General features: G+C 60.9%; 23 protein-coding genes. 9 read left to right on the top strand and 14 right to left on the bottom strand.

All coding sequences use genetic code 11. The annotated features are described in order from the left end of the window. Positions 1-32: 32 nt before the first annotated feature. The gene (locus tag AC0IXS_RS12370) at positions 33-1,109 is read right to left on the bottom strand and encodes an RHS repeat-associated core domain-containing protein (protein WP_057409310.1); all 1,077 of its coding nucleotides are present in this window, start codon (positions 1,107-1,109) and stop codon (positions 33-35) included. 202 nt (positions 1,110-1,311) lie between these two features. On the opposite strand from AC0IXS_RS12370, the gene creD reads away from it, so the two are divergent. Next, the gene (creD, locus tag AC0IXS_RS12365) at positions 1,312-2,688 is read left to right on the top strand and encodes a cell envelope integrity protein CreD (RefSeq protein WP_057409309.1); all 1,377 of its coding nucleotides are present in this window, start codon (positions 1,312-1,314) and stop codon (positions 2,686-2,688) included. A gap of 116 nt (positions 2,689-2,804) precedes the next feature. On the opposite strand, the gene AC0IXS_RS12360 is transcribed toward creD, so the two are convergent. The 7 genes from AC0IXS_RS12360 to AC0IXS_RS12330 all read right to left on the bottom strand — a co-directional run bounded on the left by AC0IXS_RS12360 (position 2,805) and on the right by AC0IXS_RS12330 (position 9,770). Further along, positions 2,805-3,434, bottom strand: a complete 630-nt coding sequence (locus tag AC0IXS_RS12360; protein ID WP_449117485.1) for a glutathione S-transferase family protein — start codon at positions 3,432-3,434, stop codon at positions 2,805-2,807. A 113-nt stretch (positions 3,435-3,547) separates the two neighbouring features. Further along, entirely contained in the window at positions 3,548-3,727 is a 180-nt protein-coding gene (locus AC0IXS_RS12355; RefSeq protein ID WP_004880162.1) for a hypothetical protein, read from the bottom strand. Next, positions 3,724-4,857: a PepSY-associated TM helix domain-containing protein gene (locus tag AC0IXS_RS12350; protein ID WP_471824737.1), complete on the bottom strand. Its 1,134-nt coding sequence runs from the start codon at positions 4,855-4,857 to the stop codon at positions 3,724-3,726. The genes AC0IXS_RS12355 and AC0IXS_RS12350 overlap by 4 nt, the downstream gene beginning before the upstream one ends. 99 nt (positions 4,858-4,956) lie before the next feature. Further along, entirely contained in the window at positions 4,957-5,940 is a 984-nt protein-coding gene (locus AC0IXS_RS12345; RefSeq protein ID WP_137203541.1) for a FecR domain-containing protein, read from the bottom strand. After that, positions 5,937-6,455 carry an RNA polymerase sigma factor gene (locus AC0IXS_RS12340; protein ID WP_043305524.1) on the bottom strand — a complete coding sequence of 173 codons (519 nt, stop codon included), beginning with the start codon at positions 6,453-6,455 and terminating at the stop codon, positions 5,937-5,939. The genes AC0IXS_RS12345 and AC0IXS_RS12340 overlap by 4 nt, the downstream gene beginning before the upstream one ends. 653 nt (positions 6,456-7,108) lie before the next feature. Continuing rightward, complete coding sequence (locus AC0IXS_RS12335; RefSeq protein WP_057409206.1) at positions 7,109-7,822, bottom strand: 3'-5' exonuclease; 714 nt, start codon at positions 7,820-7,822, stop codon at positions 7,109-7,111. A gap of 13 nt (positions 7,823-7,835) precedes the next feature. Next, entirely contained in the window at positions 7,836-9,770 is a 1,935-nt protein-coding gene (locus tag AC0IXS_RS12330; protein ID WP_057409209.1) for a DUF294 nucleotidyltransferase-like domain-containing protein, read from the bottom strand. A gap of 229 nt (positions 9,771-9,999) precedes the next feature. On the opposite strand from AC0IXS_RS12330, the gene AC0IXS_RS12325 reads away from it, so the two are divergent. After that, positions 10,000-10,443: a response regulator gene (locus AC0IXS_RS12325; RefSeq protein ID WP_004880150.1), complete on the top strand. Its 444-nt coding sequence runs from the start codon at positions 10,000-10,002 to the stop codon at positions 10,441-10,443. Between the two features lie 277 nt (positions 10,444-10,720). On the opposite strand, the gene AC0IXS_RS12320 is transcribed toward AC0IXS_RS12325, so the two are convergent. Beyond that, positions 10,721-12,898, bottom strand: a complete 2,178-nt coding sequence (locus AC0IXS_RS12320; protein ID WP_122690314.1) for a malate synthase G — start codon at positions 12,896-12,898, stop codon at positions 10,721-10,723. A 311-nt stretch (positions 12,899-13,209) separates the two neighbouring features. Here AC0IXS_RS12320 and AC0IXS_RS12315 point away from each other — a divergent pair, with 311 nt between their 5' ends. Then, positions 13,210-13,737: a glycine cleavage system transcriptional repressor gene (locus AC0IXS_RS12315; protein ID WP_057409208.1), complete on the top strand. Its 528-nt coding sequence runs from the start codon at positions 13,210-13,212 to the stop codon at positions 13,735-13,737. A gap of 213 nt (positions 13,738-13,950) precedes the next feature. Here the strand turns inward: AC0IXS_RS12315 and rarD are convergent, their stop codons facing one another. Together rarD and AC0IXS_RS12305 are read right to left on the bottom strand one after the other, a co-directional pair. Beyond that, complete coding sequence (gene rarD, locus AC0IXS_RS12310; RefSeq protein ID WP_004880142.1) at positions 13,951-14,838, bottom strand: EamA family transporter RarD; 888 nt, start codon at positions 14,836-14,838, stop codon at positions 13,951-13,953. A gap of 349 nt (positions 14,839-15,187) precedes the next feature. Beyond that, positions 15,188-16,162, bottom strand: a complete 975-nt coding sequence (locus tag AC0IXS_RS12305; RefSeq protein WP_025994825.1) for a serine/threonine protein kinase — start codon at positions 16,160-16,162, stop codon at positions 15,188-15,190. Positions 16,163-16,358: 196 nt separating this feature from the next. On the opposite strand from AC0IXS_RS12305, the gene AC0IXS_RS12300 reads away from it, so the two are divergent. From AC0IXS_RS12300 to AC0IXS_RS12275, 6 genes are read left to right on the top strand one after another with little or no spacing between them, the layout of a single operon-like run. After that, complete coding sequence (locus AC0IXS_RS12300) at positions 16,359-17,378, top strand: substrate-binding domain-containing protein (protein WP_057408145.1); 1,020 nt, start codon at positions 16,359-16,361, stop codon at positions 17,376-17,378. Then, on the top strand, positions 17,362-18,363 hold the full coding sequence (locus AC0IXS_RS12295; RefSeq protein WP_122668098.1) for an ABC transporter substrate-binding protein: 1,002 nt from the start codon (positions 17,362-17,364) through the stop codon (positions 18,361-18,363). The genes AC0IXS_RS12300 and AC0IXS_RS12295 overlap by 17 nt, the downstream gene beginning before the upstream one ends. Then, complete coding sequence (locus tag AC0IXS_RS12290) at positions 18,363-19,232, top strand: ABC transporter permease (protein WP_471824730.1); 870 nt, start codon at positions 18,363-18,365, stop codon at positions 19,230-19,232. The genes AC0IXS_RS12295 and AC0IXS_RS12290 overlap by 1 nt, the downstream gene beginning before the upstream one ends. Continuing rightward, positions 19,229-20,023 (top strand): ABC transporter permease, encoded by a 795-nt coding sequence (locus AC0IXS_RS12285; protein WP_024688179.1) that lies wholly within the window; start codon positions 19,229-19,231, stop codon positions 20,021-20,023. Before AC0IXS_RS12290 ends, AC0IXS_RS12285 begins: the two co-directional genes overlap by 4 nt. Next, a complete protein-coding gene (locus AC0IXS_RS12280; protein WP_057408148.1) occupies positions 20,020-21,051 on the top strand; it encodes an ABC transporter ATP-binding protein in 1,032 nt (343 codons plus the stop codon). Before AC0IXS_RS12285 ends, AC0IXS_RS12280 begins: the two co-directional genes overlap by 4 nt. Before the next feature lie 25 nt (positions 21,052-21,076). Next, entirely contained in the window at positions 21,077-21,910 is an 834-nt protein-coding gene (locus AC0IXS_RS12275; protein WP_057408149.1) for a phosphodiesterase, read from the top strand. A gap of 230 nt (positions 21,911-22,140) precedes the next feature. Here the strand turns inward: AC0IXS_RS12275 and AC0IXS_RS12270 are convergent, their stop codons facing one another. The 3 genes from AC0IXS_RS12270 to AC0IXS_RS12260 form a co-directional block, all read right to left on the bottom strand. Continuing rightward, positions 22,141-24,042: a PhoX family protein gene (locus AC0IXS_RS12270; protein ID WP_057409253.1), complete on the bottom strand. Its 1,902-nt coding sequence runs from the start codon at positions 24,040-24,042 to the stop codon at positions 22,141-22,143. Between the two features lie 80 nt (positions 24,043-24,122). After that, positions 24,123-24,887: a TOBE domain-containing protein gene (locus AC0IXS_RS12265; RefSeq protein WP_057409245.1), complete on the bottom strand. Its 765-nt coding sequence runs from the start codon at positions 24,885-24,887 to the stop codon at positions 24,123-24,125. Positions 24,888-25,105: 218 nt separating this feature from the next. After that, positions 25,106-25,846 (bottom strand): ComF family protein, encoded by a 741-nt coding sequence (locus AC0IXS_RS12260; RefSeq protein ID WP_471824726.1) that lies wholly within the window; start codon positions 25,844-25,846, stop codon positions 25,106-25,108. Positions 25,847-25,931 lie beyond the last annotated feature (85 nt).

Below are 25,931 nucleotides of genomic sequence, written 5' to 3'. Positions count from 1 at the left end.
CTTCACCGGTGTGGTTGGCTGCCTCTTTTAGTTCATTTGTCTGGACGTCCATACCAGACAGGCTCATAGGTAAACTTTCTGCTGCTCTCAGTGCCTTTCTCAAAAGGATCGGTTTTTTCAATATATGAGGGTCTTAGCCCCCGCACATGACTGTTATCCCGAACGAAGGATGCAGTGACTCCGCCCTTGTAACTTTTGACGGGCAAACCTGTAATGGAAGACAGGGTTTCCCCGAATGGAACTCTGCCATCGCCTGAGTAACAAACAACGGTTCGAATGCTCTCATAGTTTTCCAACGCCACATTACTGCGTCTGAGCTTGTGATAAAACGCGTCGGCGGCTATCGGCTCGTTGCCCAGATAGATGAACGAACCGTCGCTGTTCGAAGGGCGAGCGCCGTGGGCATTAATGAGTAACTCCTTCTTGCCATTTGTCTTGATCCGGTCGTAAAGAGCAACGCCTGATAGATCTCTGTTATTGGATAAGCGCATTTTTCTGGGGCCGAAGATTGCCTGTCGAGCGCGTTGAAGGGGTTTACGCAAGGCACCAAATAATCGTGAAACAGCCCCCTGAATTCCATTCAGGACTGGCACATGCCCCGTCGGATCATTGCGATTGACCGGATCTCCCAGGCAGTACGCGTAAGCATTCAATCCTCCTTGACCAAATGGGCTCAAGCTATCCGGGCTGTTGAACCTCATCAACACCGGATTGAATGACCGATAAGCATTGCCCATCGGGTAATGCCCGGTCACTGGGTCCGCCCGTTCGCCATTGAAGCCGGGCAGGTTCATCGGGTCGGCCACTGGATGACGCACGCCGTAGGGTGTGTAGGTGAACGATTGCTCAGGCATTGCAATGATCGAACCCTGCTGGTCGATCAAAAGGGATACGCAATCGACGCTGTCGTCGATCTGGTTTTGTTGGGCCAGTACCAGCCTATGCGTCTGGAGCAGCGTATAACGCGCATTCCCCTGAACTTGCGTAGCCAAGCGATTTCTCTGATAGAAAAACCCCATGCCGGCCTGCCCGTCGCGAGCGTTTCTGGCCAGGCGATCCAATGCGTCGTATTGATAACGACACTGCAAAACAGACGAGCCGCATGCCATGGACTTTTTCTCTATTCTGAGCGGTCATTGGCCCTAGTCTGTGTGAGTCTGCTCAGGTCTCCCAGCTAGTGGAACCACCAGGTAGAGTCACGCCTGCCGCCAGGCATGACTCGATCAGCCACCACACAATCTCCACACAACGCCCATCCTGCCTCCATATGCCCATTCCAGACTCTCTCCATCGAAAAACAGGGAGAGCCCCATGAACCGAAATCTGGCTGTAAAACTGGGCACCATCGCGCTGCTGATCATTCTGCTGCTGATTCCATTGTTGATGATCGGCAGCCTGATCACGGATCGGCAGTTGCAGCGCGACGGGGTGCTGGACGATATCGCGCGCAGCTCAAGCTTCAGTCAGCGCCTGACCGGCCCGCTGCTGGTCGTGCCGTATCGCAAGAACATCCGCCTCTGGAAGACCAACGCCCAGACCCAGGAGCGTTACCTTGAAACCGCTTCTCAGCGGGGCTTTCTGTACTTTCTGCCGGAGCGTTTCGAGCTGGATGGCAAGGTGCAGACCGAACTGCGTTCGCGAGGTATCTACGAGGCGCGTCTTTATCATGCCGATAACCATATCAGCGGCCAGTTCGTATTGCCCGAGCAGTTAGGCGTGACAGATGACTTTGCCGACTACACCTTCGAGAAGCCCTATCTGGCGCTGGGCATCAGCGATATTCGGGGTATCGAAAGTTCGCCGAAACTGCAGATGAACGGGCAGACGCTTGACCTGCTGCCGGGATCGCGGGTCGAGTGGCTGGGCGAAGGGGTGAGCGCCAACCTGCCGATGCTGGAAGGGCGCGAGCAGGTCACGCTGGATTTCGCATTCGATCTGCGCCTGCAGGGCACCGGTCAGTTCGAGGTCGCGCCGGTGGGCAAGTCCAGTCGCGTGCAGTTGAGTGCCGACTGGCCGCACCCGAGTTTCATCGGCAATTACTTGCCGACCCAGCGCGAGATCACCGATAAGGGCTTCAGTGCCGCATGGCAGGCCTCGTTCTTTTCTACCAATCTGGAAGACGCACTCAGCCGCTGCCTGACAGCGCAGACATGCGAAGACTTTAAAAGTCGCAGTTTCGGTGTGAGTTTTGTCGATCCGGTGGATCAGTACCTCAAGAGCGATCGGGCGATCAAATACGCGCTGCTGTTCATCGCACTGACGTTTGCCGGGTTCTTTCTGTTCGAAGTGCTGAAAAGCATGGCCGTGCACCCGGTTCAATACGCACTGGTGGGCGCGGCGCTGGCGTTGTTCTACCTGATGCTGCTGTCGCTGTCCGAGCATCTGGGTTTTGCCATGGCCTACGTGCTGTCGGCGAGCGCCTGTGTGTGTCTGATCGGGTTCTATGTCAGTCACGTGCTGCGCAGCGTGCTTCACGGGGCGGGTTTTGCGGCGGGCCTGAGCGCGTTGTATGGGTTGCTGTACGGACTGCTGAGTGCCGAGGACTACGCGTTGCTGATGGGCGCCTTGCTGCTGTTCGGCCTGTTGAGTGTGTTCATGATCCTGACCCGCAAGCTGGACTGGTATGGCATTGCCATCAGTCGTCCGAGCCAGCCGCTCGAGGTCGGTCCGGAGGCACGTCATGAGTAAGTGGCTCGGTTTGCGCGAGGATCAGGCCAGGGCGCGCTGTCTGATCTGCATGATCATCGGTCAGTTACCGGAGCCGCCACGATCCCGTGCATGCCCCGGCAATCGATCACGCAGCCTCAGACCGGTGGCTGAGTCGCCAGCATCGAAGGTCGCTGGCTGACTTCCAGGTACCAGTTGGCCAGACGAGGATAGGCACCGCGCCAGCGCAGGTCAGGCTGGCGGAAGTCCAGATACCCCAGAGCGGCTGCGACGCTGATGGACGCCACATCGAATGACGAGCTGAGTTCGGTGATGGCGTCCTGCTCAAGATAGGTGAGCGTGCGTTCGATCTTCGCCTGCTGATTCTCCAGCCACAGATCCCAGTGCTTCTCGGCAGGGCGCAGGGCGGTTTCATAGCGGATCAGGATGGCGGCATCGAGTATGGCATCGGCCAGCGAGGCGAGGGTCAGTCGTCTCCAGCGTGCCGAGCCGTCGCGCGGGATCAGCGGATTGCCGACATGTTGATGGTCCAGATAATCGAGGATGACCCGGCTGTCGTGGATCACATTGCCATCGGCCAGGCGCAGCGCCGGAAGCTTGCCTGCCGGATTGTCGCCATTGAGCTCGTCAGACGGATTGACGGGTGTCAGCACCGTGGGATGCAAGTGCAAGCGGTCAACCTGACCGGTTTCATGAAGCATCACCACCACCTTGCGGGCGAAGGGAGAGGCCGCGTTGAAATACAACGTCATCTGGGGGGCAGACATGGGTGTTCCTCGACTGAGACAGGTCCATAGACTAGTCAGCGAGTGGTGGGACTGCAATCGGGTTGAGTGGATTGGCCTTGAACGAGCTTGATTTCAAGTCCGCGTCCGCTCTCTCAGTGTCGCACCAGCAATCCTCGGATACTCAACCCCGCAGCTATCCCCATGCCTGCCCACGCCAGCGTGTCCCACCAGCCATCGCCCAGCAGCGCCGCAAACAGGCCTGCGCCTGTCAGCAGTGCGATCCATGCGGGTTTGGCGAAGGTTTTCCAGAACCGGGACGGCTTGCCACTCATTGCACCACCTGCGCCTGGGTTGCGCTCGCTGTTCGGGCGGCGCGGCGTCTGACCCACCACAGGTAAACGCCGCTGCCGAGCACAATGATGGTCAGCACATCCAGTGCCGCCCAAAGAATCTTCATTGGCATGCCGCCGTAGTCACCGAAGTGCAGCGGTTGCGACATGCCCAGTGCGTCCATGTACCACGGGCGTTCGACCACGGCGGTGACTTGCAGGGTCTGGGCATCGATCAGCACAGGCGTTGCCAGGTGCGCGGTCAGGTGTGTGTTGCCCTTGAGAAAGACCGCGTAGTGATGCTCGCTGGAGAAGCGCGTGCCGGGGAAGGCGATGAAATCGGCCTGCATGCCGGGCGCGGCAGATTCGGCGATTTCCAGCAGGCGTGTGGCCGGGGCGCGTTGCGTCAGCGGCGGTGCGTCGCGATAGGGCGCGATCATGGTTGCCAGCGCGTCGTTGCGCCACGAAGCAATCAACAGGTCGGCACAGGCACTGATCACGCCTGTGACGCCCACCACCAGCGCCCAGGTGAGGGTCACGACGCCAATCAGGTTGTGCAGGTCGAGCCAGCGGGTCCGGGTGGACTTGCTCGCCCGGACCGTGCCGAACTCGAGCTTGCGCATGAACGGTGAATACAGGACCGTCCCGGACACAATAGCCACCACGAACAGCAATCCCATGAAGGCCAGCAACAGCTTGCCCGGCAGTTCCGCGTACATGTCCACGTGCAGGCGCAGCATGACCATCATGAAGCCGCCGTTGGCCGACGGCATTTCCAGCGCTTCGCCAGTACGCGCATCCAGCGCGAAGGTGTGGGACGAGTTGGGCTCGGTTCCGGCCGTTGCCGCCGTGATGGCCATCACGCCATTGGGGTCTTCGTCATCCCAGCCGAAATACTGCATCACCTCACCGGGACGATGCGCTTCGGCGGCCTTCGCCAATTGCTCCAGATTCAGGTGAGGCGTGTCAGCGGGCATTTCCCTGTAATGCGGCGCATCGCCCAGCAGATGATCGATCTCATGGTGAAAGATCAGCGGTAGACCGGTAATGGCCAGCATCAACAGGAACAGTGTGCAGATCAGGCTGCTCCAGGTATGGACGACAGACCAGCGACGCACGGTTTGGCTTTTCATGGGGTATCCACAGGCGAAAGGGCAGGGCTCGTTAAGGCTGAGCCGCATGAAACCTGAAAAGTGTCAGCACAGGGCACGGTCGAGACTCGCCGCTGTGTTTCAGCGTTTTGCCGCAGCGGTGTCATTCCTCGGCAGGACCGTGACCCACCAGGGCGTATGTTCTTCGATCCGAACCGGCAACGCAGGCAGCAACGCCTTGAGTGCCAGGTCGGTATCGGTCAGCGGAAAACTGCCGGTGATGCGCAGGTCGGCCACCTGCGGGTCGACGCCCAGATGCCCCTGTCGATAACGACCCAGCTCGGCCAGCATGTCCTGCAGGCGGGCGTTGTCCACCACCAGCATGCCGCGGGTCCAGGCGTCCGCCCCCATCGGCAGGGCGAGCAGCGGACCCAGGCCGTCACGGGTCAGGCGGATCTGCTGACCTTCACGCAGGATCTGCTCCTGAGGAAGATCGCGGGCGTTGGCGGCGACAGCCGATTGCAGCACGCTGAGCAGCGTGCCGTCGGCGTCGCGCCTGACCAGAAAACGCGTGCCGAGCGCGCGCATATTGCCGTCCGGGGTTTCCACGATGAAGGGCCGGGGATCGTCATGATCGCCGGTCTGCACCAGTATTTCGCCGTCCTGCAGGATCACTCGACGCTGATTCGCATCGAAGCGCACATCGATTGCGCTGTGGGTGTTGAGGCGAATGACGGTGTTGTCGGCCAGACGCACATCGCGCTGTTCGCCGGTCGCGGTGCGCTGATCGGCGAGCCAGTAGTCGAGCGCGAGGTAACGGTCAGCGGTGAACAGCGCCAGACCGCAGGCCAGAAACACCCCGGCCAGACCGCCACCGAGCTTGCGCAGACTGCGCCGCAGGGTGCCGGGCGCCTGCTGCAAGGCCTTGCGCGCCGGACCTGAGGGCACGGCAAAACGCTGGTTGAGCATGCCCAGCTGGCTCCAGGCACGGGCGTGTTCTTCATCGGCCGCCAGCCAGCGGGCGAACTCGGCCCGCTCGGCATCGTTGCCGCTGGCCGAATCCAGATTCAGTTGCCACTCGATGGCTGCATCCAGCACGCGCGCCGATACCGGACTGGCGTTCATGTCGGCGTGCCATACAGCGCTGCATAGCACTGACGCATCGCTTGAGCCAGGTATTGCCTGACCCGCGATACAGAAACACCGAGACGTTCGGCAATTTCGCCGTGGCTCATGCCATCCAGACGGCTATACAAAAAGGCCGCCCGCGCCTTGCTAGACAAGGTGGCCAACAGGCGATCGATCGTTTTCAGGTCTTCCAGAATCAGCAATTGCTCTTCGGGAGAGGGTTGTTCGGCTTCCGGGACTTGCATCAGTTCGCAGAGATACGCCTGTTCCAGCGCAGCACGGCGGAAATGATCGAACATCAGGCCCTTCGCAACCGTCGCCAGAAACGCCCGCGGCTCTCTGGGTGCCTCCAGTTCATCACGCCCCAGCAAGCGCACGAATGTGTCCTGGCTCAGATCCTGCGCGCGCTGCGGGCAGGCAACGTTGCGCCGAAGCCAACCCAGCAGCCAGCTGCGGTGATCGCGATACAACGCTCCAACGATCTGGCTATGAGGGCTTGGGACTGACGACACGAACGGCCTCGATGAGAAGAATCTAACTAAAGAGAATCATTCGCGATTGTGACAGGGCGCGTGGGTAGTGGCAATTAGCGTCTGTCGGCTGAGGGGAGACATTCGGCTGCCTGAGCGTTTCTACGCTCCTGCGCTCATCGTTAACAAATCCGCCTCGACACTGATCGTGCCCATCGCTCCGCGTGGGCATGCATCCCGTGACGCTCCGCGTCACAAATGGCACAGATTGCGGATTCAGTGAGCCGAGCGCATGACGTGGGTAACGCGAGCTTGGGCGCGCATCTGCGCCACATTCAAGAGCGGACGCGGAGCGTCCTGGGCGGCGTTACCACGCAGAGCGTGGGAACGATCAGCGTGATCTTAAGCACGCCGATCATGCCCATGCTTGTGCTCAGCGTTATACCCGAGTCTTGCTGCGAACACGGACTACTGTGGGAGGCGGCTTGCCGGCGATGCTTTTTCTGAAGCGACCTATCAGTGACTGAACGGACGCCATCGCCGGCAAGCCGCCTCCCACGGGGTATGCATTCAGTCAGTCACTTTCGTTTTGCCCCCCGTTTTGCGCGTCTTGCGGACTTGTGTATAACGATGAGCGCTCTGCGTGGGAATGCAGCCCGGGACGCTCTGCGTCCCAATGACGCCGCATCACATGATCAAAACGAATGCGACTGCTTGCGCCTGCGCCACTGGCCCAGGCATTCCTCCAGACGAACCGGGCTGTCGATCTGTTGGCGGCGGGCGTGGCTGAAGAGGATCAGGGCCAGTTCGGCGGTGACCAGTGCATCGGCGCTGGCGTTGTGGCGCTCTTCGGCGTGCAGACCGAAGAAGCGGGTCCAGTCGTCCAGTCCGGCGTGGCGCAGGTTGGCCTGCTCGCAGAGCATCGGGGCGATTTCCGCGACGTCGAAGAAAGGATGCTGCAGGCGGTAATTCAGGCTGTCTTTCAAGGCGCGCGACAGCATGTGCTGGTCGAACGGCGCATGAAACCCCAGCACCGGGCTGTCGCCCAGAAACTCCATGAAATCCAGCAGCGCCTCGACCGGCTCACTGCCCGCTGCAATCGCACTGGGTGCCAGACCGTGAATCAACACCGCCGGGCTGACCTTGTGATCGACCCGCAACAGCGTGCGCTCGAATTGCTGACCCAGATCGATGGCGCCGTCCTCGATCACCACCGCTCCGATGGACAGCACCTGGTCGCGGTTCATGTTAAGGCCGCTGGTTTCCAGATCCAGCACCACCCAGCGCTGCTGGCGCAATGGCTTGTCGCTCAGCTTCGCGCAGCTTGGCAGTGCGTTGAGCCGCTGCACCTGTTGGTTGTCCAGCGGTGCGGTTCTGGGGCGAGGCTTCAGCCAGTCGAACAGATTCATAGGGCGTCGATATTCACAGTTGGTAGCGCATTGTCAGGCTGGTTTGCAGACGCTGCGCCTGACGAAACGATTCACGCAGGATGCGCCGGTCCAGATGGTTCAGGGTGTCCGGATCGATGCGGTTGGAGTACGCGAGGTTCTGGCGGCTCTGCAATTGGTGCTGCTGCATGCGCGTCTGCTGGATGAAGTGGTACGCCTCTTCATAGGCTGCACCGTCCAGCGGGTCGATGGCCTCACGCTCGACCAGTTGCCGCAGGCGCTCCAGGGTATTGTTGGCCCCGATGCCGTTGGCCAGCGCCAACAGTCGCGCGCCATCCACGAACGGCGTCAGGCCTTCGGTTTTCAGGTCCAGCGTGTCTTTTTCGCTGCCCTTGCGGGCCAGCACGAAATCCTTGAAACGTCCCACGGGCGGACGTTGGCGCAGTGCGTTTTCAGCCATCATGCGCTGGAACAGTTTGTTGTCCGCGACCTGCTCGAGAATGCCGCGACGCAGTTGCTCGCAGCCGCTTTCATCGCCCCAGACCACACGCAGGTCGAAGTAGATGCTCGAGGCCAGCAGGTTCTCGGGCGTGGCCTCCCGAATGAACGACGCGAATCGTCGCGACCATTCGGCGCGCGACAGGCACAGCTCCGGGTTGCTGGCCATGATGTTGCCTTTGCACAGCGTGAAGCCGCATTGCGCCAGACTCTGGTTGATCCGCTCGGCAATCGGCAGCAGCAGGGCGCGAATGCGAGTGGCTTCTGCGGCGTCGGCGGCCTCGAACAGAATGCCGTTGTCCTGATCGGTATGCAGCGTCTGCTCGCGTCGGCCTTCGCTGCCGAAGCACAGCCAACTGAACGGCACGCCGGGATCACCTTTTTCTTCGAGCGTCAGTTCGATGACCCGGCAGACCGTGTGGTCGTTGAGCAGTGTGATGATCTGCGTGATCTGAGTCGAAGACGCACCGTGGGCCAGCATGCGATCAACCAGCTGAACGATATCGCCGCGCAGTCCGGTCAGCGCTTCGATGCGTGGCGCATTGCGAATGGTACGCGCCAGATGCACCAGGTCGACCCGTTGCAGGGAGAACAGATCCCGCTCGGAAACAACGCCGCACAGGCGTCCATCCTTGACCAGACACACATGGGCAATATGCCGCCCGGTCATTGCGATGGCCGCATCGAATGCGCTCGCGTCGGGGCTCAGGTGGAAAGGCGCCTGGCTCATGCTGTGCCGGATCTCGGCGCCGAAATCAGTGGAGCTGTCGGCAACTGCCTCGCGCAGATCACGCAGGGTGAAAATGCCCAGCGGCGCCTGACGCTCATCGACGATCACGATGCTGCCCACTTGCTGTTCATGCATCAGCTTCACGGCTTCACGCATCGGCATTTCAGGGCCGCACATGACCGGGTGCCGCATGGCCAATTCGCCTAGGCGGGTGTTCAGGGAGTACTGCGTGCCCAGGGTTTCGGCGGCACGTTGCTGAACCTGCTGATTGACCTGATCCAGCAAACTGCTGACGCCGCGCAAGGCGAAGTCGCGAAAGGTTGTGGACAGTGCGAACAGCTTGATGAACGCCTGCTTGTTCAGTTGCAGGCAAAACGTGTCTTCGGCGGCCAGATGCTCGGTGCGCGTGGCCCGTTCGCCCAGCAATGCCGCCAGTGGAAAGCATTCGCCGGTGGTGATTTCAAAGGTGGTTTCAGTGCCGCCTTTGGCAGAATGCGGACGTTCGCCTACCACTCGGCCCTGTTTGACGATATAAAAGTGCTCTACTGGCCCATCGCCAGGCTTGATGATGCTCTCATCGGCAGCGTAAAACCTGAGCTGACATTGTTCGACGAGGTAGGCCAGATGGGCGTTTTCCATCTGGTTGAAAGGCGGGAATCGTTGCAGGAACTGCATGGTGCCGTGAATGTTCTGCAGCACCGCTGTCTTGCCTGCCTGGGTGAAAGCGTCTGCTTTACTCATGAGCTGTTCCGCGTTCTTGTTATTGAGGCTCATGGTCGGCCGCTTGCAGCACAGTGCCCATTGGACGTAAGTCTTACGCCGGAGCTGAACGTAATGGGTCACTCTGTTGCCTGAGTGGGTGAACGAACGCACTGGAGCGCGAACGATCATTGGCCGGGAAGCCGACGAAATACAGTGCAGGTCTACCGTTATCTGCTGTCGGATAGGTTCAGGGAATGATGAGATTGCGATGATTGACCACGACATATTGAGCGACGAAGAGCGCAGAGCCCTCACTGAGGTCATGCTGGAGCCTGACCGCGATGCGCCACAACGCGTGCTGATCGTCGACGACGACAACGACGCGCGCGAACTGCTGGCCGAAATTCTCAGCCTCAACGACATCAGCTGCATGACAGCGTCGGATGTCGACGGGGCGCTTGAGCTGATCAGGACGCGTGAGTCCATCGGCCTGTTGATCACTGACCTGCGCATGGCGCCGTCGGATGGTCTGGACCTGATACGTCAGGTGCGCGAATCGGATCGCGCCGAGTTGCCTATCATCATCGTTTCAGGCGATGCCAATGTGCGTGACGCCATCGATGCGATGCACCTGAACGTCGTGGATTTTCTGCTCAAGCCGCTTAACACCAAGCAACTGGTGAAGCTGATCAGGCGTGAACTGGGGATGTAACGGCTGCCTCAATGGCTCTGATAACGTGCTTTCTCGCAGCAAACACCGACCGTAGGAGCGCGCTTTCCCGCGATCTGCCGGGAACCGGCAGCAAAACCTGCATACGCGGTATGTCAGATGCAACCTTAGGGCCGCTGCGCAGCCCATCGCTGCCGTCGTAACCTCCGAGAGCTCCTACGCCCTTCGGGCAGAAACAGACGTGCGTACATTTCAGTAAATTACGGTTGGCGCGTGCGCCGCCAGGGCCTGAGCCCTGGAGCGCGCTTTGCCTGTGGCGTTACTGAGCGTTTTTAGCCTTGAACTCGCGACGACGACGATGCAGCACCGGCTCGGTGTAGCCGTTCGGCTGGCGAGTGCCTTCGATCACCAGTTCAACCGCTGCCTGGAAGGCAATATTGCTGTCGAAGTCCGGAGCCAGTGGACGATACAGCGCATCGCCTGCGTTCTGGCGATCCACCACCGGCGCCATGCGCTTGAGGCTTTCCAGCACCTGCGCTTCAGTGACCACGCCATGGCGCAGCCAGTTGGCCATGTGCTGGCTGGAAATGCGCAGCGTTGCGCGGTCTTCCATCAGGCCGATGTCGTTGATATCCGGCACCTTCGAGCACCCTACGCCCTGATCGATCCAGCGCACCACGTAACCCAGAATGCCCTGCGCGTTGTTGTCCAGCTCGTTCTGGATTTCTTCAGGCGTCCAGTTGATATTAGGCGCGAGCGGGATGGTCAGGATGTCGTCCACAGACGCAGGCTCGCGCTGGGCCAGTTCGGCCTGACGGGCGAACACATCGACCTTGTGATAGTGCAGCGCATGCAAGGCAGCAGCCGTCGGCGAAGGTACCCACGCGGTGTTGGCACCGGCCAGCGGGTGAGCGATTTTCTGCTCCAGCATTGCAGCCATCAGGTCAGGCATTGCCCACATGCCCTTGCCGATCTGCGCCTTGCCTTGCAGGCCGCATTTCAGGCCGATATCGACGTTGGAGTTCTCGTAGGCCGCAATCCATTTTTCGGCCTTCATCTGCGCCTTGCGCACCACCGGACCTGCTTCCATTGAGGTGTGAATTTCATCGCCCGTGCGGTCCAGGAAGCCGGTGTTGATGAACACCACGCGCTCGCTGGCAGCCTGGATGCAGGCCTTGAGGTTCACCGTGGTGCGGCGCTCCTCGTCCATGATCCCGACTTTCAGTGTGTTGCGTGGCAGGCCCAGTACTTGTTCGACACGGCCGAACAACTCGTTGGTAAACGCCGCTTCTTCCGGGCCATGCATTTTCGGTTTGACGATGTACATCGAACCGCGACGGCTGTTGCTGCGTGTGGTGTTGCCGTTGAGGTTGTGCATCGCCGCGAGGCTGGTCAGCAGACCGTCGAGGATGCCTTCTGGCACTTCGTTGCCGTGCTTGTCCAGAATCGCATCGATGGTCATCAGGTGACCGACGTTGCGGATGAACAGCAGCGAGCGTCCGTGCAGCGTCACTTCGCCGCCAGCAGGCGTGGTGTAGACACGGTCCGGGTTCATGGTGCGGGTGAAAGTTTCGCCGCCCTTGGACACCGACTCGGCCAGATCGCCTTTCATCAGGCCCAACCAGTTGCGATACACGACGACCTTGTCGTCGGCATCGACCGCAGCGATGGAGTCTTCGCAGTCCATGATGGTGGTCAGCGCGGCTTCCATCAGGATGTCTTTCACGCCTGCAGGGTCGGTCTGTCCGACGGGGCTGGACGCGTCGATCTGGATTTCGAAATGCAGGCCGTTGTGTTCGAGCAGCACGGCGATCGGTGCCGAGGCATCGCCCTGGAAGCCGATCAATTGTGAGTCGTTCCTGAGCCCGGTGTTGCTGCCGCCCTTGAGGCTGACCACCAGCTTGCCGTCGACCATTCTGTAGGCGGTCGATTCAACGTGCGAGCCCGCCGACAGCGGCGCGGCTTCGTCGAGGAAGGCGCGGGCGAAGGCAATGACCTTGTCGCCACGTACCTTGTTGTAGCCTTTGCCCTTCTCGGCGCCACCTGCTTCGCTGATGGCATCGGTGCCATAGAGCGCGTCGTACAGCGAGCCCCAGCGGGCGTTGGACGCGTTGAGCGCAAAGCGTGCGTTCATCACCGGCACGACCAGTTGCGGGCCGGCCATGGTGGCGATTTCTTCATCGACGTTTTGCGTCGTGATCTGGAAGTCCGCTGCTTCTGGCAGCAAATAACCGATTTCCTGAAGGAATGCCTTGTAAGACGAGGCGTCGTGGGCCTGTCCGGCACGGGACTGATGCCAGGCATCGATTCTGGCCTGCAAGTCGTCACGTTTTTCGAGAAGAGCGCGGTTTTTCGGAGCGAGGTCGTGGATCAGTTGGTCCGCACCGGCCCAGAACGCGTCGACACTGAGGCCGGTTCCGGGAATGGCTTCGTTCTGTACGAAGTCATACAGGGCTTTGGCGACCCGCAGGCCACCGACTTGAACGTACTCAGTCATTGCACTTGCCTCACTCTGCTCAGCAGGGTCGAGCTCACTCAAAGAGCGCTCTGTTATTGATTTTGGTGTTATGTAGTGCGCGCTGCGAAATACTACATGAGCGGCAGCATTGTGAAAACGCTGGCGAATATGTCGATAGAACGACTGGATTGTCTTATCCGGTCACGCTTTCTTCGCACTGTGCTCTAAAGCCGTCTGGATTGTTCCACATGCCGTGTTGAACGGTACACGATTTGCCATTCGCGGTCCGCTACGCAACCGTGCCTATACTCATCCAACCCTTGCATTGTGAACAACAAGAGGAATTGACCGTGGATCATCTCGTCGTAACGCTGGTTGCACCTGACAAGCCCGGCCTGGTCGAGCGTATTGCCCAATGCATCGCCGAGCAGGGTGGTAACTGGCTTGAGAGCCGCATGTCCCGCATGGCTGGGCAGTTCGCGGGCATTCTGAAAGTGGGCGTGGAACCTGAAAAGTACGATGACCTGATCGCAGCGCTGAATGCGCTCTCGGCTCATGGCATCCGCATGCTGCTCGCCGAAAGCGTGGTCGAGACCACCGGCCAGACCCGACCGATCAGCATGGAACTGGTCGGCAACGACCGCGCCGGTATCGTGCGTGACATCACCCGGGTACTGGCGGAGCAGGGCGTCAACGTCGAACGGCTGATCACCGATGTATCGCCTGCGCCCATGAGCAGCGAACTGCTGTTTCACGCCGATGCACTGCTCGGCGTGCCGTTGACCCTGTCGCTGGACGACTTGCAGGCCCGGCTGGAAACACTGGCGGATGACCTGATGGTGGAGCTGGTGTTGCGTTCAGAAGACAAACCACGCTGAGGTTTATCCACGCTTATCCTGCACCTGCCTGTGGATAAGCTGGGGGAATCGCGTTGCACGCCATGTGTAGCGCGGCTTTGCGAGAGTTGATCAAAAATTCAACAGTTTCAACGGCTTGTGCACAAATAGCGTGAGTCTGCCTGTGGATAACCGTTGGAGAACCCTTTGCAGGCCACGTAGAACGTGGCTTGCAAGGTTCTGTATGTTTTTTGATCAGCTTCGGCGGCGCAGACTCAGCCAGGCGTCGATGCTGTAAATCGCAAGACCCGCCCAGATGCAGGCGAAGGTGACAATGGTGCTGGCGTTCATATGCTCGTCGTAAAGCAGCACGGCCAGCAACAGGACCAGTGTCGGTGCCAGATACTGAAGAAAGCCCAGCGTGGTGTAAGGCAGATGTCGGGCTGCGGCGTTGAAACACACCAGCGGGATCAGCGTGACCGGGCCTGCGGCTGCCAGCCAGATGGCCTGAGAGGTGGTCCAGAACTCGGCCTGGGCACTCAGCGCGCCAGGATTAAGCGCCAGCCAGATCAGCGCCAGCGGCACCAGCATCCAGGTTTCCACGACCAGACCGGGCAGGGCGGCGACCGGCGCTTTCTTGCGGATCAGCCCGTAGAAGCCGAATGTCAGCGGCAGCACCAGCGAGACCCACGGCAGATTGCCGACCTGCCAGACCTGCTGCGCCACCCCGGCTGCTGCAAATCCCACCGCCAACCACTGCAGACGCCTGAGCCGTTCGCCCAGCAGCACCATGCCGAGCAGCACGTTGACCAGCGGATTGATGTAATACCCAAGACTGGCTTCAACCATGCGCCCGTTGTTCACCGCCCACACGTACACAATCCAGTTGGCTGCGATCAGTGAGCCGCTGAGCGCCAGCACGGCGAGGCGTTTCGGGTTGTCCCGCAGTTCGCGCCACCAGCCGGGGTGCTTCCAGAACATCAGCACGATCGAGCCGAACAGCGCGGACCAGAGCACTCGGTGAATGATGATCTCGATGGCCGGTACGGCGGCAATGGCTTTGAAGTAGATGGGGAACAGGCCCCAGATGGTGTAAGCACTCAGGCCGAGAATGTATCCGCGACGCGGATTGGCAGCTTGCATGGGTCGTCCCTTAAAAGCAGGTTTTTATAAGTGTTTCATCGTGCCCGCGCACAGTGCTCATGGTTATACACACGTCCGCCTCGACACTGATCGCGCCCATCGCTCCGCGTGGGCATGCCTCCCGTGACGCTCCGCGTCACAAATGGCACAGGCTGGGGCTCCAGTGAGCCGAGCTCATGACGTGGATAACGCTGGAGCCTGGGCGCGCATCTGCGCCACATTCGAGAGCGGACGCGGAGCGTCCTGGGAGGCATTCCCACGCAGAGCGTGGGAACGATCATCATCGTATTCCTCCAGGAGGATTTGTGTATAACGCCGAGTCCAGAGCGTGGGCACGATCATTGAGTGTTCAAAACAGCTTCAGTGGCTCCTCGTTCAACGCCGACATCTGCTCGCGCAGGGCCAGAATGTGGTCGCCCCAGTAACGTTCGGTGCCGAACCAGGGGAAGCTGTGCGGGAATGCCGGGTCATCCCAGCGGCGCGCCAGCCAGGCGCTGTAGTGCATCAGGCGCAGGGCGCGCAATGGCTCGATCAGAGCCAGTTCGCGCGGATCGAAATCGTGGAATTCGTTGTAGCCGTCCATCAACTCGGACAGTTGGCCGAGACGTTCCTGGCGGTCACCGGCCAGCATCATCCAGACGTCCTGCACCGCAGGACCCAGGCGGCAGTCGTCCAGGTCGACGATGTGGAACACTTCGTCGCGGCACATCATGTTACCGGGGTGGCAGTCGCCGTGCATGCGGATGTTGGTGTGCGGCGTTGCGGCGTAAACGTCCTCGACCCGCTTGAGCAGGTCGCGCGCCACGGACTCGTAGGCGGGCAACAGGCTGCGCGGAATGCAGTCGTTTTCCAGCAGGTAGTTGACCGAGTCATTGCCAAAATTCTTCACGCCCAGCGCTTCGCGATGTGCGAACGGCTTGGTTGCACCGACGGCATGGATGCGGCCCAGCAACTGGCCCAGGCGGTACAACTGATCGAGATTGCCCGGCTCGGGGGCGCGTCCGCCACGACGTGGGAACAGGGTGAAGCGAAAGCCTGCATGCTCGAACAGGGTTTCACCGTTGTGCACCATGGGCGCGACCACGGGTACTTCGACTGCGGTCAACTCCTGCGTGAAGCTGTGCTCCTCGAGAATCGCCTCGTTGGTCCAGCGTTGCGGGCGGTAGAACTTGGCGATCAGCGGCTGGCCGTCTTCGATACCGACCTGATACACCCGGTTTTCATAACTGTTGAGCGCCAGGATGCGCGCATCACTGAGAAAACCGATGCTTTCGACGGCATCAAGGACGAGGTCGGGAGTAAGTGTTGCGAACGGATGAGCCATGACTACTCCTGCGCGCAGCAGGTTGCCGCGTCGGACCGCTGATGTTAACGCAGACCGGTCCCGGTTCGCCAAAGCCCTGACGGTTTATCTGCGCAAGCATTCGATTGTCACCAAACGTTCATCGTCCGTTCTCTGTTCAGCCATATGGGATCACTAGAGTCGCCGCCAATGAGATCGATCTCAAAAAGGGGCGACAATGACGGATCTGAAAGCGGTTGCGCGACTGGCCGGGGTTTCCCGGGCCACGGCTGCCCGCGCCTTTGCGACGCCCGATGTGGTGCGCGCCGACACGCGTGAAAAAATATTCGTCGCCGCACGCGAGCTGGGCTTCCGTCCGAACCGGCTGGGCCGTCAGTTGCGCCTGCAGACCACCAACCTGATCGGCGTGGTCGTTCCCAACCTTCATAACCCGGTCTTCGCCGAACAGTTCCAGGCGATGGAAAGCGCCGCCCGTCGTCGCGGGTACAACCTGTTGCTGGTCACCACCGATTACGCCAGCGAGCGTGAAAGCGACGTGGTGGAAGAGCTGTTGCGCCAGCGGGTCGACGGACTGGTGCTGACGGTGACCGATGCCGAGCACAATCAGGTCCTGCAAAGCCTGATCAATGAAGACACGCCTTTCGTGCTCGCCTACCACCAGACCAGCAATCCGGATTACAGCGCTGTGTCGGTGGATAACCGGGCAGGCATGGCGCTGGCTACACGCCATTTGATCGAACTCGGGCACTCGCGCATCGCCATGGTCGCGGGTCCGGCCATGCAGTCCGACCGTGCGCGCCTGCGTTACACGGGCTATGGCGACGCGATGCTCACGCAGGGGCTTCAACAACTGCCAGTCATTGAAATGCCGGCTCACACCCAGGCGGATTTCGCCGCAATCGAGCCTCTGTTGCGCGGCCCCTACGCACCGACAGCGCTGGTCTGCTCCAACGACCTGCTGGCCATCAGCCTGATTGCCGAGTTGCGGCGCAACGGGCTGGAGGTTCCCGGCCGCGTTTCGGTGATGGGCTTCGATGGCATTGCCCTGGGCACCCAGATGCACCCGACCTTGTGCACCGTCGTTCAGCCCATTGCCGAGCTGGCGCACACCCTTATTGATCAATTGCTGGCGCAGATCGCTGGATCTGCGCCGGTTTCTCACTGCCTGCCGTGCCATATCCGGCCCGGTGAAAGTACCCAGTCCTATCAGGAGACGCTTCATGCTCAGCTTCAGTAAAACCCTCGCGGCACTGTTGTTGTGTGGCGCGGCCAGCCTCGCTCAGGCCGCCGAAACCGCGATTTGCTACAACTGCCCGCCCGAGTGGGCGGACTGGGGCTCGCAGCTCAAGGCCATCGCCGACAGCACCGGCGTGCAGGTGCCGCTCGACAACAAGAACTCCGGGCAGGCCCTGGCGCAGATCGTCGCCGAACAGGCTGCGCCGGTTGCCGACGTGGTGTATTTCGGCGTGACCTTCGGTCTGCAGGCGCAGAAGGCCGGGGTGGTCGACACCTACAAGCCCAAGCACTGGGATGATATTCCGGCTGGCCTGAAAGACCCGGCAGGGCACTGGTTCGCCATTCACTCCGGCACGTTGGGCATTATGGTCAACGTCGACGCACTGGGCGGTCTGCCTGTGCCGCAGAGCTGGGCAGACTTGCTCAAGCCTGAGTACAAGGGCATGGTCGGCTACCTTGATCCGTCCAGCGCATTCGTGGGTTACGTCTCAGCTGTGGCGATCAACCAGGCGATGGGCGGCACGCTGGACAATTTTGCGCCAGCCATCGACTACTTCCAGAAACTGGCGAAAAACTCGCCCATCGTGCCCAAGCAAACGGCCTATGCCCGCGTGCTGTCCGGTGAGTTGCCGATCCTGGTCGACTACGACTTCAACGCCTATCGCGCTCGCTACAAGGACAAGGCCAACGTCGCGTTCGTGATTCCCAAGGAAGGCACCATCGGTGTGCCTTACGTGATGAGTCTGGTGGCCAAGGCGCCTCATCGCGTCAACGCCGAGAAGGTGCTGGATTTCGTACTGTCCGACGAGGGGCAGGCGCTGTGGGCCAAGGCCTATCTGCGTCCGGTGCGCTCGAACATGCCTGCCGAGGTGGCCGCACAGTTCCTCCCGGACAGCGACTATGCCCGCGCAGACGTGGTGGATTACCAGCACATGGCGGCGGTGCAGGAAGCCTTCGCGGCCCGTTACCTGCGTGAGGTGAAGTAATGTCAGCCTCGCTGGGAGACGCCATTGTTTTGCGTTCGAGCGGATTGTCCAGGCTGCGCCTGCGCCCGACCGCTGCCGTGGCGCTTGCCCCGGCGATGGCAGTGCTGATGGCGTTCTGGCTGCTGCCGCTGACGCACCTCATCGTGCTCGGTGCGCAGGGCAACGAAGTGGATGGCAGCGGTTACTGGCAAGTGCTGAGCAGCGCTCAATACATGGGCAGTCTTGCGCAGACCTGTGTGCTGGCTGCCGTGGTGACACTGGCCGCCTTGCTGGTCGGTGGAATCAGTGGTGTATTTCTTGCCCGCAATCAGTTCTTCGGCCGCTCCGCGCTGGTCGCGCTGCTCACTTTTCCGCTCGCGTTTCCTGGCGTGGTGGTGGGTTTTCTGGTGATCTTGCTGGCGGGTCGGCAAGGCATCTTTGCCGCGCTCGGCCTGGAACTGGCAGGTGAGCGGTGGATCTTCGCCTATTCGCTGACCGGCCTGTTCATCGGCTACCTGTACTTCTCGATTCCGCGGGTGATCCTCACGGTCATGGCGGCCTGTGAGAGTCTGGACCGGAGTCTGGAGGAAGCAGCGCATTCCCTGGGCGCAGGACACTTGCGTGTGGTGTGCGACGTGATTGTGCCGGGCCTGATGCCTGCGCTGGTGTCCTGCGGCGCGATCTGTTTTGCCACGTCGATGGGCGCATTCGGTACGGCGTTCACGCTGGGCACACGCCTGAATGTCACGCCGGTGGCGATCTATAACGTGTTCACCAACTACGCCAACTTCACGGTCGCCGCTGCGTTGTCGGTGATCCTCGGTCTGGTGACCTGGGCAGTGCTGCTGCTGGCGCGCCGTCTGGTCAAGAACTCGGGGATTGCCCTGTGAAACGTTCTCCTCTGTTTGCTGCGCAGTTGCTGTTCACCCTTTTGGTTTGCGCGTTCATGCTGGTGCCCGTGGTGCTTTCGCTGCTGGCCGGTCTGACGCGCAATTATTTTCAAGGCCTGTCCAGCGGGCTGACCTTCGACTGGCTGGTGCAGGTCTGGCAGGCCTATTCGCCGACCGTCTGGCTCTCGCTGCAACTGGCCGTGGCCTGTGCGCTGTGCGTCTGCCTGATCGGCGTGCCGGCCGCTTATGCGCTGGTGCGCATGAATAACCGCTTCAGTCGTGCCTTTGAAGAACTGATGGTGTTGCCCGTCGCCATGCCCGGTCTGGCCAGTGCTCTGGCGTTACTGCTGACCTACGGGCAATTCGGCAGCTTTCGCGGCAGTTGGCTGTTCATTCTGGTTGGCCATGTGCTGTTCACCCTGCCGTTTCTGGTACGTCCGGTAATGGCCGTGATGCAGCGCCAGCAACTGCCGGTGCTGGAAGAGGCGGCGGCAAGTCTGGGCGCCGGACCGATCAAGCGCTTCTTCAGCGTGGTGGTACCCAACTGCCGCGCCGGGATTCTGGCCGGCGTTCTGATGGTGGTGACCTTGTCGCTGGGCGAATTCAACCTGACCTGGATGCTGCATACCCCCATGACCAAAACCCTGCCGGTCGGTCTGGCCGACAGTTACGCGTCGGCGCGGCTGGAAGTGGCCAGCGCCTACACCCTTCTTTTTCTGTTGCTGATTGTGCCGCTGCTGATTGCGTTGCAGGCCATCAGCGCCCGTCTTGCCCGAGGAGACAGCCGATGAGCGGCACGACCATACGCCTGAAGGGCTGCCGCAAGGCATTTGCCGACGGCACCGTTGCTGTACAGGACCTGCACTTGACCATTGAACCGGGCGAAACGCTGGCCATTCTCGGCCCGTCGGGCTGCGGTAAAACCACCACGTTGCGCCTGATAGCCGGGCTTGAGCGTCCGGATGTCGGTCAGGTGCTGTTCGACGATCAGGACATGACGCGTCTGCCCATCGAACGGCGTGATGTCGGCATGGTGTTCCAGAATTACGCGCTGTTTCCTAACCTCGATGTGGCGGGCAATATCGTCTACGGCCTGAAGATTCGCGGCCTGTCCCACGCCGAGCGCAACAAGCGCTGTGATGAGTTGCTTGAACTGGTCGGCCTGACCGATCACGGCAAGCGCCGCATTCATGAGCTGTCCGGCGGGCAACGTCAGCGCGTTGCGCTGGCACGTGCGCTGGCGCCGCGTCCTCGGGTGTTGCTGCTCGACGAACCGCTGGCCGCGCTGGACGCACAACTGCGTGAGCGTCTACGCAGCGAGCTGGATCAACTGTTGCGCGGGCTGGGCATCACCTCGGTGTTCGTGACCCACGATCAGGGCGAAGCGATGGCCTTGGGTGACCGGATTCTGGTCATGGACAAAGGCTGTGTTTCGCAACTGGCGACACCGAGGGAAATCTACCAGCAGCCTGCCAACGCGTTTGTGGCCGGGTTTGTCGGCAACCTCAATGCGTTCAGCGTGCTTGGGCGTACCGAGTCAGGCCTGAAGGTCACGGGTGGTGAGTTGCCATGGTCGGGCGTCGATCTGCCGGGCACGGTGTATTGCCGTCCCGAGCACCTGCGCCTGACGTCCGGAGGCGGGCAGTTGCAGGGCCGGCTGGTCGGTCAGTTCTTTCAGGGCGCGCAGAGTCGGCTGCTGGTGGACGTGGGCGGCGCTCAGCCGTTGCTGGTCGACAGCCCGGATAACCTGATCCATGCGGCAGGCGCGCATCTTGACTTGAGTGTCGAGCCGCAAGTGCTGTTCACCCTGCATTCGTAAGCCGTTTTTCTGTCGAGAAATTATTTTGAATCGTCCGTTTCTTATTGCCCAGATCAGTGACCTGCACCTCAAGGCCGATGGCCGTCTGACCTACGGGGTCGTCGACACACTGGGCGCGTTGCGCCGCGCTGTCGAACACATCAATGCCAGCAAACAGCGGCCGGATATTGTGGTGATCAGCGGCGATCTGGTGGACTTTGGCAGGGCCGATGAATACGCGGTGCTCAGGCCGGAGCTGGAGCGTCTGCAGATGCCGTTCTATCTGGTACCCGGCAATCATGACGACCGCGAGCATTTGCTGGCTGCGTTTGCCGACCACGTGTACCTGCCGCTGTCCGCAGACGGTCCGCTGGACTGGGTGGTCGAGCAGCATCCGGTGCGTCTGATCGGCCTGGATTCGACCATCCCCGGCGAGCATGGCGGACAGCTGGATTATTGCCAGCTTGACTGGCTGAACGCTCAACTGTCGCGTCGCCCCGATGTGCCGACGGTGATCATCCTGCATCACCCGCCGTTCATGTCCGGCATCGGTCACATGGATCACAAGCCTTTCGGTAACGCGGTGGAGCTGGAGCGGGTCATCGCCCGGCATCCGCAGGTGGAGCGTATGTTGTGCGGGCATTTGCACCGGCCGATGCAGCGTCGTTTCGGTGGCAGCCTGACCTGCGTCTGCCCCGGCACTTCACACCAGATCGTGCTCGACCTGGACGAAGCCGCGCCTGCGCATTTCAATCTGGAGCCCGCAGGTTACGTACTGCACCGCTGGCATCCGCAGGAAGGGCTGGTCAGCCATAACGCGGTGTTCGGGGAATATGAAGGGCCGTATCCGTTTTATGACGTGAACGGCTTGATTGACTGAGGTTGGCCATATCGGATTGTTGATCGTGCCAATGCTCCGCGTTGGCATGCATCCCGTGACGCTCCGCGTCACAAATGGCACAGACTGAGAATTCAGTCAGTCGGGCGCATGACGTGGATAACGCTGGAACCTGGGCACACATCGGCGCCACATTCGAGAGCGGACGCGGAGCGTCCTGGGAGTCATTCCCACGCAGAGCGTGGGAACGATCATCACGATCAGTGACTGCGTCAGGCGCCGATGATGCCGCCGTCCTGGCGGGTGATCACCATTACCGATGAGCGCGGTTTGCCGTTGGGCAGGTGCTCGGGGAAGGTCGAGCCGCCGTTCTCGCCGGGGTGCTGAACGCCGATGAACATGGTGCGATAGTCCGGCGCGAAGCTGATGCCGGTGATTTCGCAGCCGACCGGCCCGACCAGGAAACGACGGATTTCACCGGTGGCCGGGTCGGCGCAGAGCATCTGGTTGTTGCCCATGCCTGCGAAGTCACCCTTGTTGCTGGAGTCGCCATCGGTCTGGATCCACAGGCGACCGGCCGCGTCGAAGCTCAGGCCGTCCGGGCTGTTGAACATGTTCTGCGGGGTGATGTTGCTGGAGCCACCCTGCGGCGTACCCGGATGCACGGTCGGGTTGCCCGCGACCACAAACAGGTCCCACTCGAACGTCAGGGACGAGGCGTTATCTTTCGTCTCACGCCAGCGCAGGATCTGCCCGTACTGGTTCTTGGCCCGCGGGTTCGGACCGCCGACCGGCTGGCCATCCTCGCCGCGCTTGGCGTTGTTGGTCAGGGTGCAATAGACCTGGCCATCCTTGGGGCTGACCACAATCCATTCCGGGCGGTCCATGCGCGTGGCTTTCACGACGCTGGCGGCCAGGCGCGCGTGGATCAGCACTTCTGCCTGATTGTTGAAACCGTTGGTTGCGTCGAGCCCGTTCTTGCCATGGGTCAGCTCGATCCACTGACCCTTGCCTTTCGGGTGGTCCGGGTTGTTGTCGCCACCGTCGAACTGCGCCACGTACAGCGTGCCGTGGTCCAGCATGTTGCGGTTGTTCTTTGGATTGATGCGATCGATCCTGTTGCGGCTGACGAACTTGTAGATGAACTCGCCACGTTCGTCATCGCCCATGTACACCACGGCACGACCGCTCTTGGTCAGGGTGAAGGCGGCGTTCTCGTGCTTGAAGCGACCCAGCGCGGTGCGTTTGACCGGCATGGAGTCGGGCTCGAACGGATCGATCTCGACCACCCAGCCGTGACGGTTGATCTCGTTGGGGTTCTTGGCGACGTCGAAGCGCGGGTTGTACAGGTGCCAGTTGTTATCCCGGCTGGCAGCTGTCACGCCATAGCGCTTCATGCCGGCATCGAAGACCTGATCAGGATTGGTGCTGCCGAAGCAGTCGGTGAAGTTCTCTTCGCACGTCAGGTAAGTGCCCCACGGCGTCTTGCCGTTGGCGCAGTTCTGAAAGGTGCCCAGCACGCGGGTGCCGGTTCTGTCGGCTTCGGTTTTGAGCCATTCGTGGCCAGCGGCCGGGCCGCTCACTTTGATCGGCGTGTTGCCGTGAATGCGACGGTTGTAGCGCGAGCCCTGCACGAACTGCCATTTGCCGTTCTTCTGCTGGACTTCGATCACTGAAACGCCTTCGGCGGCCAGGGCCTTGCGCACGTCTTCGGCCGATTGCGGCGTCTGGCCGTGATCGAAGAGGTAGCGATAGTTGGTGTATTCGTTGTTGATCGCCATCAGCGCGCGATCCTTGCGGCCGCGCATCGGGAACAGGCTCATGCCGTCGTTGTTGTCACCGAACTGCACTTCCTGCGCTCGGGCGGAGCCTTTGCCGCTCGGATCGAACGCCGGGCCGCCCGCCTCCAGCGGCTGGCCCCAGCTGATCAATACGGAGGAGGTGTAGCCCGCCGGCAGGCTGATGCTGTCGGCCGTGGCGGCGGGAATGCTTTCAAAACCCAGCAGTCTGCGGGAAGCCGAGCTGATGCCTTCGGCCAGTGCGCTACGGGTCAACAGGTTGCCGCCCAGAAACATCGCAGCGCCGCAAAGGGCGCCCGCGCTGATGAAGCCCCGGCGGGTGAGACCGACCATGTTTTCCAGATCGGTGGACTGATTTTCTTCTAATAGTTTCATCATCACGGCTCCCACAAATGTGGTGGCTACCTTAAAGCGCGTGTATGACGGAATTGTGTCGTAACAATGGCCCTGAATCGTTAGAGCGGCGTGCCCAGCAGAACCAGTGAAGGCGCGAAGCGAACCTGCACCGGATTGCCGGTTTCCAACTGCTGCGTGTGTAACACGTCACGGCTCGCCAGGGCGCACAGCGTATGGCCGCTGGGCAGAAAGATGCGCACTTCGCTGGGACCGTCTTCGGCGTCGATCACTTCTTCGATCTGTCCAAAAAGGCAATTGTTTCCCGATGTTTCAGAGTGGTCCGCCGCGAACAATTCCAGCCATCCGGCCTTGATCAGGGCGACGACTTCAGTCCCGATATTCAGCTCCATCCGCAGGCTGCTGTCGTGAGTGATTTGCGCGTCGATGAACACCTCGTCCGCGAGGTGCAGGCGAACCGTGTCGTTATGGCCTTGCCGGGTGATGCTCACGATCCGCCCCAGCAATTGGTTGCGCGCGCTGGTGCGCAGGGTCAGGCGGTTGAGCAGGTCGAGGTCGCTGCTGTCTTCGGCGGCTTCCAGCACCTGTGCCTGAAGTGCCTGAACCCGTTGATAAAGCCGCAGCACCCGCTCGCCCTCTGCCGACAACTTCGCCCCACCACCGCCGCGTCCGCCAACGCTGCGCTCGACCAGCGGCTTCTGCGCCAGATTGTTCAACTCGTCGATGGCGTCCCACGCCGCCTTGTAACTCAGCCCCGCGCTCTTGGCCGCACGGGTGATCGAACCCTGCTCGTCAATGTGCTGCAACAGCGCAATGCGTTGCGGGCGGCGGGCCATGTGTTGGGTGAGGAGGGGGGGTAACGGCATGGTGATTGAACGCTCTGGCAGGTGGCGCGAGTGTAAAACATCTGATGGTTCCCATGCCCTGTGTTCGCTTCGTCAACTTCACGCTGATCGTTCCCACGCTCCAGCGTGGTAACGCCTCTCGGGACGCTCCGCGTCCGCTGTTGACGCTGTTGATGTGAGGCAGAGCGTCACGGCTGCATGTGCACGCGAAGCATGGGCACGATCGGTGTGCTGGAGATCTATGACCCTTCCACCGGCTTGGGCGTTCTGGCCAGGCAGTAGACGTCCACCCGGCTGGCACCTGCACCGGTCAATAAACGGGCAATCACCTCGGCGGTGGAGCCGGTGGTCAGTACGTCGTCCACCAGGGCGATATGCTTGCCGCGCAGCCATTCGGCATCCACCAGAGCGAACGCCCCGCGCAGGTTGCGCTTGCGTGCCTTGGCATCCAGACCCTGTTGATTGGGCGTGTCACGGATTCGCAGCACATGGCGCTCGTCCATCGGCAGTTGAAGTTCTTTACTCAGCCACGCGGCGAGCATGGCAGCCTGGTTGTAACCTCGCCGGCGAAAGCGTTTGCTGGCGAGCGGTACAGGCACAAGATAATCAGGGCGTGCCAGTCCTTCGTCAAAACGATGCTGTAGAAACTGCCCAAGCAGTTCAGCCATCAACCGCCCCATGGGCCATTTGCCGTTGTGCTTGAAGCGGGTGATCAGACTGTCAACCGGGAAGTCATACAGCCAGGGCGCGACCACCTGAGTGAAGGCGGGCGGCTTTCTGATGCACTGCGCGCAGCTCATGCCGAACATCGGCAAGGGCAGGGCGCAGCACTCGCATTGGTCGCCGAGCCACGGCAGCTCGGTTTCGCACGGCATGCAAATGGGCAACGGGACATCGCTGCGCTCATCGCATAACAAACAGGTCTGTTTGTTTTTTAACCAGATGTAAACCTCATGCTTGTGTCTTGGTTGACAGCGCATCGCTCTTCCTTAAATATGCCGAACATCCGTGTAGCGCTTGTGGTCTTTTCGTCCCCGCGCTCAGCCCCCAGAACCACAAAGGAGC

This window comes from Pseudomonas sp. AC016 (genome assembly GCF_979253365.1).
The sequence above is the reverse complement of the archived record's forward strand: the minus strand, read 5'-3'. Positions and strand labels throughout refer to the sequence as shown.

Coding starts and splice junctions, on each gene's coding strand:
- AC0IXS_RS12370 (WP_057409310.1), bottom strand. CDS start 1,109: ATGGCATGCGGCTCGTCTGTTTTGCAGTGTCGTTATCAATACGACGCA.
- creD (WP_057409309.1), top strand. CDS start 1,312: ATGAACCGAAATCTGGCTGTAAAACTGGGCACCATCGCGCTGCTGATC.
- AC0IXS_RS12360 (WP_449117485.1), bottom strand. CDS start 3,434: ATGTCTGCCCCCCAGATGACGTTGTATTTCAACGCGGCCTCTCCCTTC.
- AC0IXS_RS12355 (WP_004880162.1), bottom strand. CDS start 3,727: ATGAGTGGCAAGCCGTCCCGGTTCTGGAAAACCTTCGCCAAACCCGCA.
- AC0IXS_RS12350 (WP_471824737.1), bottom strand. CDS start 4,857: ATGAAAAGCCAAACCGTGCGTCGCTGGTCTGTCGTCCATACCTGGAGC.
- AC0IXS_RS12345 (WP_137203541.1), bottom strand. CDS start 5,940: ATGAACGCCAGTCCGGTATCGGCGCGCGTGCTGGATGCAGCCATCGAG.
- AC0IXS_RS12335 (WP_057409206.1), bottom strand. CDS start 7,822: ATGAATCTGTTCGACTGGCTGAAGCCTCGCCCCAGAACCGCACCGCTG.
- AC0IXS_RS12330 (WP_057409209.1), bottom strand. CDS start 9,770: ATGAGTAAAGCAGACGCTTTCACCCAGGCAGGCAAGACAGCGGTGCTG.
- AC0IXS_RS12325 (WP_004880150.1), top strand. CDS start 10,000: ATGATTGACCACGACATATTGAGCGACGAAGAGCGCAGAGCCCTCACT.
- AC0IXS_RS12320 (WP_122690314.1), bottom strand. CDS start 12,898: ATGACTGAGTACGTTCAAGTCGGTGGCCTGCGGGTCGCCAAAGCCCTG.
- rarD (WP_004880142.1), bottom strand. CDS start 14,838: ATGCAAGCTGCCAATCCGCGTCGCGGATACATTCTCGGCCTGAGTGCT.
- AC0IXS_RS12305 (WP_025994825.1), bottom strand. CDS start 16,162: ATGGCTCATCCGTTCGCAACACTTACTCCCGACCTCGTCCTTGATGCC.
- AC0IXS_RS12300 (WP_057408145.1), top strand. CDS start 16,359: ATGACGGATCTGAAAGCGGTTGCGCGACTGGCCGGGGTTTCCCGGGCC.
- AC0IXS_RS12295 (WP_122668098.1), top strand. CDS start 17,362: ATGCTCAGCTTCAGTAAAACCCTCGCGGCACTGTTGTTGTGTGGCGCG.
- AC0IXS_RS12290 (WP_471824730.1), top strand. CDS start 18,363: ATGTCAGCCTCGCTGGGAGACGCCATTGTTTTGCGTTCGAGCGGATTG.
- AC0IXS_RS12280 (WP_057408148.1), top strand. CDS start 20,020: ATGAGCGGCACGACCATACGCCTGAAGGGCTGCCGCAAGGCATTTGCC.
- AC0IXS_RS12270 (WP_057409253.1), bottom strand. CDS start 24,042: ATGAAACTATTAGAAGAAAATCAGTCCACCGATCTGGAAAACATGGTC.
- AC0IXS_RS12265 (WP_057409245.1), bottom strand. CDS start 24,887: ATGCCGTTACCCCCCCTCCTCACCCAACACATGGCCCGCCGCCCGCAA.
- AC0IXS_RS12260 (WP_471824726.1), bottom strand. CDS start 25,846: ATGCGCTGTCAACCAAGACACAAGCATGAGGTTTACATCTGGTTAAAA.